At 46.3% G+C, this 18,558-nt stretch carries 18 protein-coding genes; all 18 read left to right on the top strand.

Annotation, left to right across the window (positions count from 1 at the left end; translation table 11 throughout):
- Positions 1–19: 19 nt before the first annotated feature.
- Positions 20–799, top strand: coding sequence for an enoyl-CoA hydratase/isomerase family protein (locus CVD19_RS15170; RefSeq protein WP_101582889.1), 780 nt, complete (start codon positions 20–22; stop codon positions 797–799).
- Between the two features lie 11 nt (positions 800–810).
- Positions 811–1,785, top strand: a complete 975-nt coding sequence (locus tag CVD19_RS15165; RefSeq protein ID WP_101582803.1) for a quinone oxidoreductase family protein — start codon at positions 811–813, stop codon at positions 1,783–1,785.
- Between the two features lie 101 nt (positions 1,786–1,886).
- Positions 1,887–3,410, top strand: coding sequence for a class I adenylate-forming enzyme family protein (locus CVD19_RS15160; RefSeq protein ID WP_101582800.1), 1,524 nt, complete (start codon positions 1,887–1,889; stop codon positions 3,408–3,410).
- A 48-nt stretch (positions 3,411–3,458) separates the two neighbouring features.
- Complete coding sequence (locus CVD19_RS15155) at positions 3,459–4,352, top strand: R2-like ligand-binding oxidase (RefSeq protein ID WP_101582796.1); 894 nt, start codon at positions 3,459–3,461, stop codon at positions 4,350–4,352.
- Positions 4,353–4,373: 21 nt separating this feature from the next.
- Positions 4,374–5,903 (top strand): aldehyde dehydrogenase family protein, encoded by a 1,530-nt coding sequence (locus CVD19_RS15150; protein WP_101582788.1) that lies wholly within the window; start codon positions 4,374–4,376, stop codon positions 5,901–5,903.
- 28 nt (positions 5,904–5,931) lie between these two features.
- Positions 5,932–7,146: an iron-containing alcohol dehydrogenase gene (locus CVD19_RS15145; RefSeq protein WP_101582785.1), complete on the top strand. Its 1,215-nt coding sequence runs from the start codon at positions 5,932–5,934 to the stop codon at positions 7,144–7,146.
- Positions 7,147–7,255: 109 nt separating this feature from the next.
- Positions 7,256–8,470 carry an acyl-CoA dehydrogenase family protein gene (locus CVD19_RS15140; protein ID WP_101582886.1) on the top strand — a complete coding sequence of 405 codons (1,215 nt, stop codon included), beginning with the start codon at positions 7,256–7,258 and terminating at the stop codon, positions 8,468–8,470.
- A gap of 182 nt (positions 8,471–8,652) precedes the next feature.
- Positions 8,653–9,831: an acyl-CoA dehydrogenase family protein gene (locus CVD19_RS15135; RefSeq protein WP_101582782.1), complete on the top strand. Its 1,179-nt coding sequence runs from the start codon at positions 8,653–8,655 to the stop codon at positions 9,829–9,831.
- Positions 9,832–9,874: 43 nt separating this feature from the next.
- The gene (locus CVD19_RS15130; RefSeq protein WP_101582780.1) at positions 9,875–10,639 is read left to right on the top strand and encodes a beta-ketoacyl-ACP reductase; all 765 of its coding nucleotides are present in this window, start codon (positions 9,875–9,877) and stop codon (positions 10,637–10,639) included.
- A gap of 23 nt (positions 10,640–10,662) precedes the next feature.
- Positions 10,663–11,112: a MaoC family dehydratase N-terminal domain-containing protein gene (locus tag CVD19_RS15125; RefSeq protein WP_101582778.1), complete on the top strand. Its 450-nt coding sequence runs from the start codon at positions 10,663–10,665 to the stop codon at positions 11,110–11,112.
- Positions 11,109–11,516, top strand: coding sequence for a MaoC/PaaZ C-terminal domain-containing protein (locus CVD19_RS15120; protein WP_101582774.1), 408 nt, complete (start codon positions 11,109–11,111; stop codon positions 11,514–11,516). Before CVD19_RS15125 ends, CVD19_RS15120 begins: the two co-directional genes overlap by 4 nt.
- 160 nt (positions 11,517–11,676) lie before the next feature.
- Positions 11,677–12,885 (top strand): acyl-CoA dehydrogenase family protein, encoded by a 1,209-nt coding sequence (locus CVD19_RS15115; RefSeq protein WP_101582771.1) that lies wholly within the window; start codon positions 11,677–11,679, stop codon positions 12,883–12,885.
- A gap of 19 nt (positions 12,886–12,904) precedes the next feature.
- Complete coding sequence (locus CVD19_RS15110; RefSeq protein WP_101582769.1) at positions 12,905–13,678, top strand: SDR family oxidoreductase; 774 nt, start codon at positions 12,905–12,907, stop codon at positions 13,676–13,678.
- 58 nt (positions 13,679–13,736) lie between these two features.
- Entirely contained in the window at positions 13,737–14,792 is a 1,056-nt protein-coding gene (locus CVD19_RS15105) for a phosphotransferase family protein (RefSeq protein WP_101582767.1), read from the top strand.
- Positions 14,793–14,808: 16 nt separating this feature from the next.
- Positions 14,809–15,540, top strand: coding sequence for a 2-phosphosulfolactate phosphatase (locus tag CVD19_RS15100; protein ID WP_101582764.1), 732 nt, complete (start codon positions 14,809–14,811; stop codon positions 15,538–15,540).
- Between the two features lie 41 nt (positions 15,541–15,581).
- The gene (locus CVD19_RS15095) at positions 15,582–16,538 is read left to right on the top strand and encodes an alpha/beta hydrolase (RefSeq protein ID WP_101582761.1); all 957 of its coding nucleotides are present in this window, start codon (positions 15,582–15,584) and stop codon (positions 16,536–16,538) included.
- Positions 16,539–16,688: 150 nt separating this feature from the next.
- Entirely contained in the window at positions 16,689–17,897 is a 1,209-nt protein-coding gene (locus CVD19_RS15090) for an acetyl-CoA C-acyltransferase (protein ID WP_101582884.1), read from the top strand.
- A gap of 237 nt (positions 17,898–18,134) precedes the next feature.
- A complete protein-coding gene (locus CVD19_RS15085; protein ID WP_101582759.1) occupies positions 18,135–18,554 on the top strand; it encodes a universal stress protein in 420 nt (139 codons plus the stop codon).
- The last annotated feature ends 4 nt before the right edge of the window (positions 18,555–18,558 follow it).

Here is an 18,558-nt window from a genome sequence, read left to right as displayed (position 1 = left end):
GATGTCAAAAGAGAGCACAATGACTAAAGAGCATCTATTGATTCAGCGAAAAGGAGCGGTCCTGTCGTTAATTTTGAACAGGCCGGAAAGTTTGAATGCCTTCAGCCCCGACATGATCCTCGGACTCACTGAAGCACTTCGTGAGGCGCAGCAAAACCCTGAAGTAAAAGTTGTCGTCCTTTCTGGTGCCGGCCGTTCTTTCAGTGCCGGCGGAGATGTCAAAACCATGGGGCAGGCAAATGCCGTACAGGTTTACGACCATATTGGGAGGCTCAATGAATGCATCCTGACAATCAAAGATACGGAAAAACCCGTCATAGCGGCCGTTCATGGATTCGCGGCCGGAGCAGGCTTTAACCTGGCGCTTGCTTGTGACTTGATCGTGGCAGCTGAAGACAGTAAATTCGCGCTTAGTTTTTCTCAGGTTGGGCTTGTATCTGATGGCGGCGGCTCCTATTTTGTTACCCGGCGCCTGGGCCCGTATCTTGCAAAGCAATTCTTTTTCAGTGGCGAGCCGATTCCTGCTGAAAGGTTATACCAGCTGGGTGTCGTCAATCATCTTGTCCCGATTGAGAAGCTGCAGGAGGAAACACTTAAGCTTGCCTCGAAACTCGCCATTGGGCCGAGCCGCGCTTACGGGATGCAGAAAAAGCTTGTCGACCATGCTTTAAATGCTACTTTGGAGGAAATATTGGAGCAGGAACGTATTACACAAACACTGATGGTTGGAACGGAAGACCACCAGGAAGGGATTTCAGCCTTCAAAGAAAAAAGAAAACCGGAATTCAAAGGACGATAAGGAGACTGAACATGAAAGCTATGCAGCTTAAGGAATATGGAGGCCCTGAAGTATTAAAAATGGTTGAGCTTGAAAGGCCAGTGCCAACAGGCCATCAGGTACTCATTGAAATACACGCCATTGGAGCAAATTACGCGGATACAGCAAGAAGGGAAGGACAGTATGTGGTGCCCACACCTCTTCCATTCGTTCCGGGTGCAGAGGTAGCTGGCGTGATTATTGGGGTGGGAGAGGCTGTCAAAAACGTAAATCCGGGGACGAGGGTAGCGACATTAATTGAATCTGGCGGCTACGCTCAATATGTGCTGGCTGACAGCAGAGGCCTTATCCTGCTGCCGGAACAGCTGGATTTTGAGTTTGCTGTTGCATTGCCTTTGCAGGGGTTAAGTGCCTACCATAGTTTAAAAACGATGGGCCGGCTTGATGAGGGTGAATCGGTTTTGATTCATGCGGCGGCAGGTGGAGTCGGCACCCTAGCAGTCCAACTGGCTAAATTATTTGGTGCCGGAAAAGTGATTGCTACAGCCAGTTCGGTTGAGAAGCTTTCCCTTGCTAAGGAAATGGGTGCAGATGTGCTGGTCAATTACACAGAGGATGGGTGGGAAGAAAAAGTACTCGAAGCGACAGGAGGCAAAGGGGTTAATGTTGCACTAGAAATGGTGGGTGGAGATGTCTTTTACAAAACCCTGAAATGCCTTGCAGCTTTCGGGCGCCTCGTTATTTACGGTGTGGCAAGCGGCGAGCAGAGCAGATTCTACCCGTCTTCGCTTATGGCAAGGAACCAGTCGGTTATCGGATTCTTCCTCCCGCAAATTATGAAAAATCCAAAATTAATCCAGTCCAGCCTGGAGGAGATGCTCAACTATTTATCGGAAGGTCAACTAAAACTGACGATAGGGGGTGTATATCCATTAGACCAGGCCGCCGATGTTCATCGATTGTTACAGTCACGCAAAACGAAAGGCAAATTAATCTTGAAGCCATAGAAAGCTCTAATAAACACGACGAAGATCTATTCTCCAACTATTGACCTGCTGCCTTTAATGCATTCTTGAACTCTATCTATTTTGGTATAGGAGAGGATTTTATGAAGCTAGAGGATTTGCTCGAAATTAATATCACTGAATTCGGTGAATACCCATTTTTAATAAGCAAAGAAAAGCAGTATACAAATGTGGAAACAAAAACTTATGCCGATCAAATTGCTAATGGACTAAAACGGCACGGAATAGAAAGAGGGGACCGTGTCGTGGTGTGCATGCCCAATTGCCCTGAGGTCATTTTTGCCTACCAGGGAATTACGAGAAGCGGTGCAGTCATTGTGCCTGTCATGTTTACCCTCCATCCAAAAGAAATCCGTTTCATTATCCAAAACTGCAATGCGAAAGCGGTCATTACCTCAGCATTTGTAGCCGAAAATATTAAAAGCGCCCTAGATGGACTAGACAGTAAGCCGCTTTTGTTTGTGGCAGACCTGCCATCTGGCAATGGCTTATTGAACCTTTACGATATGATGGAACCAGACAGTCCAAACGGGAATGAACCCGATTCGGATAATAATGGGCTGGCTGTCATTTTATACACATCCGGCACGACGGGAAATCCAAAGGGTGTGCTTTTAACCCATAAAAACTTGTACTCCAACGCAGTTAACTCCGTGGCGCATAACGAAACCGAACAAGGTACCACAATAGGGGTCCTCCCCCTTGCCCATGTTTACGGACTTACCATCTCAAATACGTGTTTTTTAACCGGCAGCTCAATTGTCATCTTTTCCAAATTTGACCTCGATGAAGTGTTTAAAGCGATAGAAAAGTATAAAGTCCGGTCTTTTTCGGCTGTACCTGCTATGATCCATGCCATGCTGGCCAGTCCTAATTCTGACAAATACGATACTTCCTCCCTGGAATGGGTAGGGTCAGGATCAGCTCCTCTGCCGGTTGCACTTCTCAATGCATTTAAAAACAAATTCGGGGCCGATGTCCTTGAAGGATACGGATTGTCGGAAGCGGCACCGGTTGTTACCGCCCATAATACAAACATTGCCATTAAGCCGGGATCCGTCGGAACTCCCATACCGGGTGTAGAAGTAAGGATTGTTGACGAAGAAGGTAAACAAGTACCGGTTGGGGATGTCGGTGAATTGCTTGTCCGTGGCGATAACGTAACGCCTGGATATTACAATAACGAACAGGAGACCAATCGTGTGTTAAGAAATGGCTGGCTGCATACTGGCGATATGGCCAGGCTGGATGACGATGGGTACCTGTATATTGTCGACCGAAAGAAGGATCTCATCATCAGGGGCGGCTTCAATGTATACCCCCGGGATGTTGAAGAGCTGCTGAACGGGCATGGTAAGGTATTTGAAGCTGCTGTCGTGGGTGTGCCTGATGAAAAAATGGGTGAAGAAATCATCGCCTGTGTCGTTAAAAAACCTGGTGCAGCCGTTGCCGAAGAAGAATTGATCCAATATTGCCAGGATCATTTAGCAAAGAACAAAACACCAAGGCGCATCGTGTTTATGGATGCCCTGCCACGAAACGGTGTCGGAAAGATTTTAAAGACCCGGTTAAGGCAAACCGCGGCAGAAGTGATTACACCATCCTAGTGTTTACTCCTATTGAATTCATAACTATTTCCAGAGGGGGATTTATCAGTGGAAAAAAGGACCATATTGACCACAAGTAATAGAGGAATTTTGGAGGATTCATTTCCGTATCGGCTCTATCAAAAAGCGAAAAGGTTTGGCATATGGAATCCTGCTGACATTGATTTCACACAGGATGTGCAGGATTGGCAGAACCTTACAGATGTACAACGGTCAGACATTTTGCGGTTAATATCGCAATTCCAGGCAGGAGAGGAGGCGGTGACGCTTGATTTGCTGCCGCTGATAATGGCGATAGCCAAAGAGGGCAGGCTTGAAGAGGAAATGTTCCTGACAACCTTTCTATTTGAAGAAGCGAAGCACACTGAGTTTTTTAGGCTGGTCCTTAACGCTATCGGGGAAAGGGGAGACCTGTCCGTCTATCATACGGGTACCTATAAAACTATTTTCTACGAAATCCTGCCAACTGCGATGGAGCGTCTTGTCACAGACCAGTCCCCTGAAGCAATTGCAGAGGCATCGACCGTGTACAACATGTTTGTGGAAGGTGTCCTGGCGGAAACAGGCTACTATTCCTTTTACCAGTCACTTGAAGCCGATAGCATCATGCCTGGCCTGCTGGAGGGGATCGGAAATTTGAAAAAGGATGAGTCAAGGCATATCAGCTATGGAACTTTCCTGCTTCAAAGGTTAATATCCGAACATCCGCACCTTTTCGATTTAGTCGCAGCCAAAATGCAGGAACTGACCCCGCTGGCGGTTCAGTTGAACCAGGAAGGTTTTGACGGCCGTGATGTTAGCGAATTTGGAAATCTGCTGGAGGACACCATGAATTTTACGATAAAACAGCTTTCTGTCCGTATGGAAATACTCGCGAGGGCAAAGGACAAAAAGATAGAAGAAATTTATAGATTTTCTGAAAGCGAAGTAGAATTTATTTAATAAAGTTTAGGAGGTTAAATCATGACAGTAAATGTTGATGTAAAAACATTTCCGTTATTTATTAACGGAAAATGGGAGCCGGCAGCCAGCCAGGAAACGTTTGAGGTTTTTAATCCCGCGACGGGTGAGCTTGTTGCCAGAGTGGCAAAGGGAACACAGGAGGATGTTGACAGGGCGGTAGAAGCAGCAAGGAACGCTTTTGACAACACTGATTGGAAAAATATGAAGCCTAAAGAGAGATCAAAAGTGTTATACGCAATCTCCCACCAAATTGCTGCCCATGCCGAAGAGCTTGCTTTTCTGGAAGCAGTCAGTTCCGGCGGTACAGTGAGAAGAATCGGCGGGAATGATATTCTTCAAATGGTTGACCTGTTCCAGACCCTGGCAAAGTTTGTAGAGGAATACCCATTTTCGGAAACGCTTCCAAGCCCTCCGTTCCCTGGGCCAGCCCATAACTTTATCTGGAGGGAGCCAATCGGCGTCTGTGCGGCGATTACACCATGGAACTTGCCGATGATGATTGCGACATGGAAAATTGCCCCGGCGCTTGCGATGGGAAATACGATTGTGGTCAAGCCGGCAAGCTATACACCACTGTCAACCTTGAAGCTTGCAGAGATTATCTCAAAGATTGTGCCGCCAGGGGTCATTAATGTCGTGACCGGCCCTGGCGCGGAGGTAGGCGAAGCACTTGTGAGCCATCCAAAAGTGGATAAGGTTGCATTCACCGGTTCAACTGAGGTAGGACGGAAGGTGATGCAGTTGGCAGCCGGTACAGTTAAGAATACTACTTTGGAGCTCGGAGGGAAATCACCAAATATTATCCTTGACGATGCTGATTTAAGTATCGCACTCCCTGGAAGCCTATTCGGTGTGTTCCTTCATTCCGGCCAGCTGTGTGAATCAGGCACTCGGCTGTTCGTTCCAGACCATTTGCATGATGCTGTGGTTGAAGGGCTCGTCCAGTTGGCAGGTAAAATTATGCTTGGGAATCCACTTGACCCTGCTACAGATGTTGGCCCTGTTATTTCGAAAAAACAGAGGGATACGATCCTTTCTTATATTGAAGCAGGGAAAGCAGAGGGTGCGACCCTTGTTTGTGGCGGCAAAGAACTTACTGTAGAAGGTTGTGAAAACGGGCATTTCATTGAGCCGACCATTTTTACCAATGTAACGAATGAGATGAAAATTGCGCGCGAGGAAATATTTGGCCCGGTTTTATCCGTCATCCGATATAAAGATCTCTATGAAGCGATTAAAATGGCGAATAATTCAATCTATGGACTGGCTGCAGGTGTATGGACCCAGGATGTCAACAAGGCATATGAAGTTGCCAGGAAGCTCCAGGCAGGTGTTGTCTGGATTAATGATTGGCATATGCTCCGGAACGATGCCCCGTTTGGCGGCTATAAGCAAAGCGGGATCGGGCGCGAAATGGGCAAGCATTCGCTTGACGCCTATACCCAGGTAAAGCATGTGCATACTTCAATGGTTCCTGAACTTCATAAACGGATTTGGTATGGCCTATTATTTTCCGATACAAACGAATAACAAATAACAAGTTAATGAGGTGAAGAGGATGCAAACGAAAACGATGTCACAGTTCATGCTGCGTTCCGCCATTTACAGCGGATCCAATACACGGGCGCTTGTTCCCGACCTGTTCCGCGGATTGGGTGCCAAAAGAGTAGTATTGTTTAGCGACAGGGGCCTTGAGAAGGCTGGGGTGGTTGAAAAGGTGTCCCAAATCTTTGAATTGACCCCGAATGGCACTGGCCCTGAGATGGCAGGGGTGTTTTTGGACATTTCCCAGGATGCGGAAAGCAGTGCGGTGAACGATGCGGTCCGCTATGCAAGGGAAGTTGGTGCTGATGCGCTTCTTGCAGTCGGGGGCGGAAGCGTCCTGGACACGGTAAAAGGTGTTAAATACGCGTTGCATAAAGGATTGTCCGACATCAAGGAAGCTGTTCCCGGAGGTTTGCTGTTTGAGCAATTTCCAAAAGCCAATTATATCCCGATTCCCCATATCGCCATTCCGACGACGGCGGGAACCGGATCTGAAGTATCACCGATTGCCGTGATTTTTAATGAAGATATCCAAATGAAGGTTAACATCATCAATCCATTCATCAGTGCGGACATGGCTGTTTTGGACCCTGACCTGACCGTCGGACTCCCCCCGGCGATCACCGCCTTTACCGGATTCGATGCACTCACCCATGCCATAGAGGCGTTTGCCTCCCCTAGTGCAACGGCACTGACTGACGCATATGCGCTTCATGCAATCAGGCTGATTGAAAAGAACCTGCCTTTAGTGGTGGCGGATGGGGCAAATGTCGATGCAAGAATGGAAATGCTTCAGGCAAGCTTAATGGGGATCACTGCTTTCAGCTTTGCTTTAAACGCAATTCCTGTCCATAACTTCGCCCATGCCTACGGGGCCTTATTCCGGATTCCACACGGACTCGCTAATGCCGTCTTCCTGCCTGTTGTGGTGGAATTGGTGCAGGGCCTTTATCTGCCAAAAATTAAAGAACTGGCAGATGCATTAAGGGTAGAGACAAAGAGTGCGGATGACGGCCAAACTGTGCTGGCAAAAGTGGTCGAAAAACTGCGCCTGCTCCAGCATAAAACAGGACTGCCATCCGATTTTGCAGAGTACAATCTATCTGAAGCGGATTTGCAGCAGGCCGCAGCTGCAGTTGCAAAGGATCCGGCGGCTGTGTCTTTCCCTATGCCGAAAGAGCTGATCGAGGCTGTAGGGCAAATGGTTGTTCCGCTGGCTGTAAAATAGAACGAACATCAGCTGAAAGTTTAACTGAAGGGGCGGTCGATCAATCGATTCCCCCTTTTGCTTTGTTAATTTCGGGCCTCCAATATGTATATAAGGAGTATAAAAAATGATGGATTTTTCTTTTAGCGAAGAACAGGAGATTTTGAGAAAAACAGTGCGCAGTTTCGTAGATAAAGAGATTATGCCATATATAAAGGAGTGGGATGAAAATCATCATTTCGAGACAAAAATTATAAACAGGCTGGCTGAACTGGGGCTTATGGGCGTGTGCATTCCTGAGCAGTACGGCGGGAGCGGGATGGATTACAATTCTCTTGCGATTGTCTGTGAGGAGCTGGAACGCGGGGATACAGCGTTCAGGACAGCCGTATCCGTCCATTCCGGGCTTAACAGCTTGACTTTGCTCCAATGGGCAAACGAGCAACAAAAGCTGAGGTATCTTATTCCCCAGTCAAAGGGAGAAAAGGTGGGTGCATTTGGATTGACAGAACCTGCCGCAGGTTCCGATGTTGCCGCCATGCAGACGACCGCAGTGGACAAAGGTGACCATTATGTGCTGAACGGGTCAAAAACATGGATTTCACTTTGTGATGTCGCCGATCACTTTTTAATATTTGCTTATACGGATAAAAGCAGAAAGCATAACGGCATATCGGCCTTCATTGTGGAACGCGGCTGGGAAGGATTTTCCTCAAAAGCGATCAAAGGAAAATTGGGAATCCGGGCGGGCAATACTGGAGAACTGTTTTTTGACAATGTAAAGATACCGAAAGAGAATTTACTCGGAAAAGAAGGGGAAGGGTTTAAAATCGCAATGTCTGCCCTTGATAACGGCCGGTTCACTGTCGCGGCCGGTGCGTGCGGGACCATTATGTCAAGCCTCGAGGCGAGCGTGAAGTATTGCCATGAGCGAACTGCCTTCGGCAAGGAAATTGGACGGCATCAGCTTGTCCAGCAGATGATTGCAAAGATGGAGGCAGGGCTGCAGCAGTCACGACTGCTCGTTTATCGTGCTGGCTGGTTAAAAAACAAAGGGAAACGCAATACCCTAGAAACTTCACTGGCTAAATGGTGCGCATGCGACTATGCCTTTGACGCAGCAAACGATGCGGTACAAATCCATGGAGCTTACGGATTTTCAAATGAATATCCAGTAGAGAGATATTTAAGGAATGCAAAAGCTCCTGCCATTTATGAAGGTACACGTGAAATCCATACGGTCATTCAAGCAGAATACGTGTTAGGCTACCGAGAGGACAAACCATTATCAAGCTCACTTCCAGCGTGGCCGTTTCACTCCTCGGATAAGGAGGCCGATGCCTAGCCACCATTTATCTGATCAACTTCAGGCTTTGTTTTGATAGGATCAGAAGGTAAATCAATATAAAACTTGTTTTTTCTGAAATTTCGAATAAAATAGAAATTGACTACATACCAACTGGTAGGTATGTTTTTGCGGTGGCTACACTAAATATTAACCTAGCAGGTTAGAATGGAGTGAAAGGGATGCACTTACGCCTGACTGATGAGCAAAAAATGGTCCAGAAAACAATTCGAAGGTTTGTGGAAAAAGAGTTGATTCCTCTTGAAAACGATGTTCTCAGAAATGAGCGGGAAGGAAGACCAAGCCTTCCGGGAGGGAAGCTGAAGGAACTTCAATTAAAAGCTAAAGAAGCTGGTTTCTGGGGCATCAATACGCCGGCTGAATATGGCGGCGCTGATCTTGGGCAAATGATGATGGCGATTGTTTTCATGGAAGTATCAAAAACATTTGTTCCTTTCCAGTTCGGGGGATCTGCCGACATCATCCTTTATTATGCGAACGACGAGCAGAAGGAAAAATATTTACTTCCGACCATCAATGGAGAAAAAAAATCCTGCTTTGCCATTACTGAACCCGGAGCTGGTTCAGATACCCGCAATATTAAGATGACCGCAGTAAAAGAAGGCAATGAATGGGTGCTGAACGGCGAAAAAACATTCATTACTGGAGGAAACGAAGCCGATTTTGTCATGGTCATCGCGATAACGGATAAAGAGAAGCACCAGGCATCCATGGGCCGCGACGGGGTTACTTGCTTTATCGCAGACCGGGACATGGGCTGGAAATCAGAGTATATACATACAATGGGAGAATGGGGACCAGCCAGCTTGGTTTTTGATAATGTCCGAGTTCCGGAGGAAAATATTTTAGGAGAAGTAGATGGCGGATATAAGCTTGGTCTTGAATGGATCGGTTTCGCCAGGTGGATTGTAGGGGCCAGGGCTGTGGGCGCCGCTGAACGGCTGCTGCAGATGGCGATTGATTATTCGAAGGAACGCGTCACTTTTGGAAAGCCGATAGCCGAAAGGCAGGCAATCCAATGGATGATTGCCGACTCAGCAGTGGAAATTGAAGCAGCAAGATGGCTGGTATTAAATGCTGCGTTTACACTTGATGCGGGTGAGGATAACCGCCACTTGGCATCAATAGCCAAATTGTACGGATCGAATATGGGGAACCGGGTTGTTGACCGAGTGCTGCAAATTCATGGCGGGATGGGTTACACCCGGGAACTGCCGATAGAAAGATGGTACCGGGAAGCAAGGCTGTGGAGAATTTATGATGGTACGGATGAAATTCAGCGCATGATCATTGCCAGGGGTTTATTGAAAGGCCATGTAAAGCTTGGGCAGTTCGTTTAATTTGAAAGCGGTATCAGATGACATCACTTTAGGAGGCATGAAGATGGCAGGAAGATTTGATGGAAGGGTTGCGTTTGTCACCGGCGGAAGCCGTGGGATAGGAAAAGGGATTGTTGAGCTATTTGCAGAAGAAGGTGCAAAGGTTGCGTTTATTGATTTAAATGAGGAAGCTTTGGGGGAAACAGCCAGGGAGCTTCAGGAAAAAGGCTATCAGGTGCTTTCAAAGGTTGCCAATGTTACAGATCCAGAGCAGGTTGAACAGTCTGTAAAAGAAGTGTATGAAAAGTTCGGCTCAGTCGATATTTTAGTGAATAATGCCGGAGTGATCCGCGATAATCTTCTGTTCAAAATGACGGATTCAGACTGGCAAACGGTCATGGACGTTCACCTTAAGGGGTCTTTTAACGCAGCCCGCGCCGTTCAAAAATATATGGTGGAGAAAAAATACGGGCGGATCATCAATATTTCATCTACGTCGGCACTTGGAAACCGCGGTCAGGCAAATTATGCTGCCGCAAAAGCAGGCTTGCAGGGATTTACAAAAACACTTGCTATTGAACTCGGAAAATATGGAATTACTGCCAATTCAGTCGCACCGGGTTTTATAGAAACCGAAATGACAAAGGAAACGGCAAGACGGATCGGAATTTCCTTTGAAGACTTGATTAGCGCAAGTGTTTCAACCATACCAGCCGGAAGAAGCGGGAAACCAGCGGATATTGCCAATGCAGTTGCATTTTTTGCTGATGAAAAATCCTCCTTTGTTAACGGCCAGGTATTGTATGTTGCCGGCGGCCCTAAAAACTAAACATAAAAGTGAGGCGAAAGGTGTTGTTCAGACAATTTATTGGCAAACGATCGAAAAAAGTAACAAACATCGTCGAGAGAGGCGCAGTTAAAAAATTCGCTGAAGCTATCGGCGATCTTCACGCCATTTATGTGGACGAGGAAACGGGCCGAAGGTCGAGATATCAAAATAATCTAGCCCCGCCTACCTTTCCAAGAGTTTTCGACTACGGAAGCATAGACGGGCTGGATCTGCCAAGCAAAGGCTTGATTCATGGAGAACAAACATATCATTATGAAAGGCCCATACTCGTCGGCGAGGAAATTCTCTGCTATTCGGAAGTGAAAGATTACTTTGAAAAAAAGGGAACACAGGGGGAGATGGGATTCCTGGTTATTCAAAGCTATGGAGAGGACAGAGACGGGAAAACTGTTTTTACTTCTACACAGACCGTCATTATTACAGAAGTTGTAAGGAAGGTGTTGACCGGATGAAAACTTTAGGCGAGCTGCAAGTCGGTGAAGCATTGGAGGAAATCATACTTCCGCCTGTCGACAGGCTTGCTTTGATTAAATATGCCGGGGCATCAGGCGATTACAATCCTATCCATACAATCGACGACGAAGCTAAAAAAGCGGGACTGCCAGGAATCATTGCCCACGGTATGTGGACGATGGGCAACCTGGCGAAGTTATTTACTTCATATTATCAAGAAGGCTTTATACAGGACTATTCGATCCGGTTCAAAGGAATGGTATTTTTAGACGACGTAATTACGCTAAAAGCGGAACTTTACGAGCAAAATGGAAATAAGTCACGCTTCCAGGTACAGGCAGTCAACCAAAAAGGCAAAGAGGTACTAAAAGGAGAAGTATTGTACCACCATTACTCCGATTAATGGATTTGGATTTTTAACACAAAGGTGGCAGTGAGCCCGGCACAGGGTGCTGGGTTCATTGCTACCGTTGGATATCGAGTGTCCATCCCATTTTTTGAATTTTACTAATTACATACCAACTAGTTAGTATGTTGTAATTCCGAAAACGAGGTGATAATCATTGAATTTTAATCATTCCGACAAAGTCAAGGAATACCAAGCCAGGTTGACAATTTTTATGGATCAATATGTATATCCAAATGAAAGCCTTTTTGAGGAGCAGCTCGACAAAAATGACCGTTTTTCAAAAGTTCCCACCATTATGGAAAAACTCAAAGAAAAGGCTAAAGAAAAGGGATTATGGAATCTTTTTTTGCCGGACAGTGAATTTGGAAAAGGGCTGACGAATCTGGAATATGCCCCCCTGTGTGAAATTATGGGAAGGTCCAGCCTTGCCCCGGAAGTGTTCAACTGTTCCTCACCTGATACAGGCAATATGGAAGTCCTTGTACGCTACGGCTCGGAGGAGCAAAAAGAAACATGGCTAAAACCGCTCCTGAATGGCGAGATCCGTTCCTGTTTTTCCATGACGGAACCGGATGTGGCTTCATCTGACGCAACGAATATAAGGGCAAGCATTGTCCGCGAGGGTGATGAGTATGTAATTAACGGGACAAAATGGTGGTCATCCGGAGCAGGTGATCCCCGCTGCAAAATTGCCATTGTCATGGGCAAAAGTGACCCATCCGCTCCCCAATATGAGCAGCAAACTATGATACTGGTGCCTTTAAATACCCCTGGTGTGAAGATTAAACGAATGCTGCCCGTCTTTGGATACGACCATGCACCGCATGGCCATGCTGAAATTGAATTCAATGACGTGCGGGTGCCAGCTTCAAACATAATTTGGGGAGAAGGAAAGGGCTTTGCCATTGCCCAGGGCCGGTTGGGGCCTGGAAGGATCCATCATTGCATGAGGACGATCGGGGCGGCTGAAAGAGCGTTAGAAGAATTATGCAAGCGGGTACAGCAGAGGACAGCATTTGGAAAAAGGCTCTCCGAACAGGGAGTTGTCCAGGAATGGATTGCAGAATCAAGAATGGAGATTGAGCAGGCAAGACTGCTTACGCTCAAGGCTGCCTACATGATGGATACTGTCGGCAATAAAGAAGCGAAAGCTGAAATCGCCATGATCAAGGTGATTGCGCCGAACATGGCTCTAAAAGTGATTGATCGTGCCATTCAGGCATTCGGCGCTGCAGGAGTGAGTGATGATTTCACCCTTGCATCAGCATGGGCAAATATCAGGACATTGAGATTGGCAGATGGGCCCGATGAGGTGCACAAAAGGGCGATCGCAAAATATGAGCTGAAGAAACATCAATTGTGATACGGAGGAGGATTTTCTCATGCATGTGAAAGACTTATTTGACATAACAGGTAAAGTGGCGATTGTGACAGGTGGCGGGCGTGGGCTGGGTCAGCAGATCGCTGAAGGTTATGCAGAAGCAGGCGCTCATGTAGTGGTGTGTTCAAGAAACCTTGAAGCTTGCGAAGAAGTTAGCATTCGTATCAGAGAGCTTGGCACGGAATCCTTAGCATTAAAATGTGACATTACCAACCCTGTGGATGTCCAGAATGTTGTCGATAAAACGATGGAAAAATTCGGCCGCATTGACATCCTTGTCAACAATAGCGGTGCTTCGTGGGGTGCACCGGTTGAAGAAATGCCTCTGGAAGCCTGGCAAAAGGTGATGAATGTAAATGTTACCGGAACTTTTTTGATGTCCCAGGCTGGAGGACGGGTGATGCTCGAACAGCAGTCCGGAAAGATTATCAATATTGCTTCTATAGCAGGCCTGAAGGGCTCCGATCCAAAATATATGGATGCCATTGGGTACAGTGCAAGTAAAGGAGCGGTAATTGCTTTTACAAAGGATTTAGCGGCCAAATGGGGGCCGCGGGGTGTTTATGTAAACGCGATAGCACCGGGGTTTTTCCCGACAAAAATGTCAAAGGTCCTGATAGAAAAGGGAGGAGAACGGATTCTTGCAGGAACCCCGTTAAGGAAATTCGGTTCTGACACCGATCTGAAAGGCGTAGCCCTGTTCCTGGCTGCTCCCGCATCTGATTTTGTTACCGGGGATATCATCGAAGTTGATGGTGGAGCCCACGTATTATGAAGTGGTTAGTGAGATTTGCAGGAAAGCTTTCAAGTTTTTAAGAAAAGGAGAGGCATTTATGGCGTCTGATACCATCCCAATCCGAAAAGGTGAAGAATTGGATGTTGCTGTGATTGAGTCCTTTTTGAGATTACATTTACCTGATCTGCCGGAGGAGCCATTGACAATCAGTCAATTCAGTGTCGGCCGTTCCAACCTGACATACGAGCTGAAAATAGGTGGCTGGGAAGCCGTTTTAAGAAGGCCTCCTCTTGGGCCGGTTGCACCGAAAGCCCATGACATGGAAAGGGAATACAGAATCCTCAAAGAAATTCATCCCCACTTCCCGGTGGCTCCCAAGCCATTTATTTTTGCGGAGGAAAGAGTGATAGGCAGCCCGTTTTTCATAATGGAAAGAAAACACGGGATTGTATTGGATACTGAATTTCCTGAAGGTATTATCCCTACAGAAGAAATATGCAGGAGCTTATCTGAAACAATGGTTCATAACCTTGTATTATTGCACAATATTGACTTTAAAAAAACCGGATTAACCGAAATGACCAAACCGGACGGATTCATGGAAAGGCAAGTTACCGGCTGGATAAGACGTTATGAAAGGGTGGAAACGGATCAAATCCATGGCATCGAAAACCTGAAACAATGGCTGTTGAAAAATATGCCGGCATCACGTGAACCAGCAATCATCCACTATGATTACAAATTAAACAATTCCATGTTTGATGAGAAGTTAAGCAAAATGGTCGGGCTGTTCGACTGGGAAATGACTACAGTCGGGGACCCGCTCGCAGACCTTGGTGCTGCGATGAGCTACTGGATTGAACCTGATGACCCCGAATTATTAAAAAAAGGCATGGGTAAACCGCCTGTCACGGCCACCCCAGGGTTTCTGACGAGAAACGAGTTTATGGAGCGCTATGCGAAAAGAAGCGGCAGGGATCTTTCACAGATGAATTTTTATTTAACCTTTGCCTACTTCAAACTGGCAGTAATTTGCCAGCAAATCTATTACAGGTGGAAGAATGGACAGACGCAGGATGAACGGTTTGCGGGCATGAATGCTTTTACAGACAGTTTGATCCAATACTCCCTTTATACAGCTCAAATGAAATGAATGAGGAGCAAAATTCATGTTGAAAATTCACCTTCTGTTGAAGAAGGAAGACATCGACCGGCAAAAAATGCGGGAGAACAAAGTGGCAGTGGTTTTTGATGTTTTGCTCGCTACCTCAACTGTTGCTTCCGCCCTTGAATTTGGTGCAAAAGAAGTCATTCCTGTTTTGGACGGGACCGAGGCAAGGCAGGAAGCGACGGGAAGGGAAGACGGCAGTTTTGTTCTTGTGGGAGAGTACCAGGGGGTAACCATCGATGGCTTTCTGTCACCGAACCCGCTTGAACTAAAACACCTGGTTCAAGGGAAAACCGTTATCCTGTCAACCACAAACGGTACAATCGCCCTCAAGAACAGTTCCATGGCGGGTGCAGTGTATGCGGCGTCACTCCTCAACAGCAGGGCAGTCGTAAATCATATCTTGCAAGATTCCGAGGCTAAAACCATCATATTGGTTTGTTCAGGATCTTCTAATCAATTCAATGTGGAGGATTTTTACGGAGCTGGTTATTTCATCGACTGCCTGACGGACCTGCACAGGGACAAGATTGAAATGACAGATTCAGCGTTTGCTTCCCACCTCTTCTACAAATCGAATAAAGATAACGCTGCATATATTTTATCATGTTCACGTGTAGGAAAAATGCTATCAAAATATGGCTTTGATAAAGAAATTGAATTTGCTGCCCAGAAGAGCCTTTTTGACGTGGTTCCTTTTCTATGTGATGGAAAGCGGATTGTGACAATTTAGCCTGACAGAACACTTTCATTCTATATTAAGGAGATGAGCAAATGTCTTTGAAACCGGAAGCGAAAGCGTTGTTGGAAATGTTTGAAGCAAAGGGCCTTCCCCCCATTGAACAGCAGCCTCTGGAGGCAGCCCGGCATGGGTTCGAAACGTCTTGTAAGCTTTTAAGCAAAGCAGAAAAGCGAGCCAGGACAGAGGACAGAAGAATTCAAGGATTTAAGGGTGACATTGGTATCAGGATTTACACACCTGAAGGAAATGAATCAACAGAAAGTCCCGCACTTGTTTATTTTCATGGCGGTGGCTGGGTAATTGGCAGCATCGAGACACATGATGCGCTGTGCCATAAACTCGCGACAGAAGGAAATTTCACTCTTGTTTCTGTTGATTACAGCCTGTCCCCCGAAAGCAAGTTCCCTGTAGCTGTTGAAGATGCTTACCTGGCTGTACAGTGGGTTTGGGAACATGCTTCTGAATTCGGCATTAATCGTAAGTCCATAGCTGTCGGCGGTGATAGTGCGGGAGGGAATCTTGCAGCTGTCGTCTGTTACTTGGCTATTCAAAGGAAAACACCTTTCATCGCATACCAAATGCTCTTTTATCCCTCGACTGGATTTGAGGCTACTTCCTCTTATGAAAAATATGGAGAAGGCTATTATTTAACAAAGTCAACCATGAGTTGGTTTGTCGAACAATATTTGAATGACCCCTCGGAAACACAAAATCCTTTGGCGGCACCAATTTTAATTCCGGATGACATTACTCCATCCCTTCCTCCTGCCTATATCATGACAGCTGAGTATGACCCGTTATGTGATGGCGGAGAGCAATATGCAAAGAAATTGGAAAAGGCCGGTGTCGATACAAAATATACATGCGTACCTGGCATGATCCACGGATTTCTTTGCATGACTGAATTCCTGGCTGACGGAAAAGAGGCAATTAAACAAGCGGCTAATGAATTTAGGGCGAGGGTTTCTAACAGGGTGCATTCCACTTAATAATGTACTTGTATGGTGGATATTCCCGACCGGGTTCCTTACTGCCGGGTTTTTATGGCCAATACTTGCTGGTGTCCGCCGCGTGTGCAGAAGGGAACCAGCAAAGCATTTACCCAAACAGTAGAATACGTGTTTACAGAGGTGAGTGAAATGGCTCGGAAAGAAGTCTATATTATCGATGCCGTAAGAACGCCAATTGGCCGGTATAAGGGAGCCTTAAAGTCTGTAAGGCCGGATGATATGGCGGCTGCCGTCATAAAGGCTCTGATGAGCAGGAATCCGGAGGTGCCCGTAAATGAAATTGAAGACGTCGTTCTTGGGAATGCAAATGGCGCTGGGGAAGAAAATCGGAATGTAGCAAGAATGGCAGCCCTCCTTGCTGGACTACCTGTGGAGATTGGTGGAACAACGATTAATCGTTTATGCGGTTCCGGGCTGGATGCTGTGAATTATGCGGCGCGGGCAATCATGGCTGGTGAAGGGGATGTTTTTATCGCCGGAGGAGTAGAAAGCATGACAAGAGCACCTTTTGTCATGGGTAAACCGGATACTGATTTCCCGCGCGGCAACATGGAGATTTATGATACAACAATAGGGTGGAGATTTATCAATCCGTTGCTTGACGAGAAATACGGTACGGACAGCATGCCACAAACCGCTGAAAATGTCGCACGAAAATATAATATATCCCGCGAAGATCAAGATAATTTTGCATTTTTAAGCCAGATGAAGGCAAAAAAGGCAATAGTAAATCAGAAGTTTCAAAACGAAATTGTCCCCATTGAAATTATAGGCCGAAAAGGGACTGTGGAAATATTTGCAAAAGATGAACACCCAAGGCCTGCAACTTCAAAGGAAGCCTTGAAACAGTTGAACCCCATTTTCGCAAATGGGACAGTGACAGCGGGGAATGCATCCGGGATCAATGACGGAGCATCGGTCCTCCTGCTGATGAGCGCATATAAAATGGAGCAGTTGGCTATGAAGCCATTGGGGAAATACGTCGTATCGGCTGTCGCAGGACTTGAACCTCGTTTAATGGGCCTGGGGCCCATCTATGCTTCCCGAAAGGCGCTCGCGAGGGCAAACATTTCGATTCAGGATATCGGCCTTGTAGAGCTGAATGAGGCTTTTGCTTCCCAGGCTTTAGCATGTACCAGGCAGCTGAAGCTTAACCCGGAAACAGTAAATGTAAATGGTGGTTCCATTGCACTTGGACATCCTCTCGGTGCAAGCGGGGCCAGAATTTTAACGACGCTTCTGCATGAAATGAACAGACGCGATGACGTAAAATTTGGACTTGCAACAATGTGCATCGGAGTTGGCCAGGGAATTGCCACAATTGTTGAAAAGGCTTGATCGATACTTTTTTAATTCCATTCCAGAGTAGAATAGCAGACATAAGCTCATATCAAATGCTTGTTGTGGCTATCCCAGCTGGCTGTGCCAATTATTAATCCTGACTCAATGTAACTGCGTTGGACATGGCAAAATAATCCCTTCAAACCTCAATAACTAAATGGTATTGTGTATATAACGTTTAATCAAGCCGGTACACAATTAGTGAGTTAACTGGGAAACATCAGGGGGAAAAGGATGTACAAAAAAATATTATTAGCAACAGATGGTTCTGAACATTCCAAAAGAGCAGCTGAAAATGCGATTAACATTGCAAAAAGCAGTCCTGGCTCGAAAATTGAAGTGGTGTATGTGGTTGACCCCGATAAAGTAAAATCCGATGTGTTAAAGAATTGGAATGCTGCAGATTTACGAGATCAACGAAAAGGGCGCATGAAAGATGTAGAAAGAATGGCGCAACAATCCGGTGTATCATATGAAATAATAATTTTGCATGGAGAGCCAGGGCCGGAAATAGTGGAATATGCAAATAAAAACCATATTGACATCGTCGTGATTGGAAGCAGGGGACTGAACGTACTTCAGGAATTTGTGCTGGGGAGCGTCAGCCATAAAGTGGCCAAACGGGCGAACTGTCCTGTATTAATAGTAAAATAACATA

Source organism: Bacillus sp. T33-2 (assembly GCF_002860205.1).
GTDB lineage: Bacteria > Bacillota > Bacilli > Bacillales > Cytobacillaceae > T33-2.
This window is presented reverse-complemented; position numbering and strand designations above follow the sequence as displayed.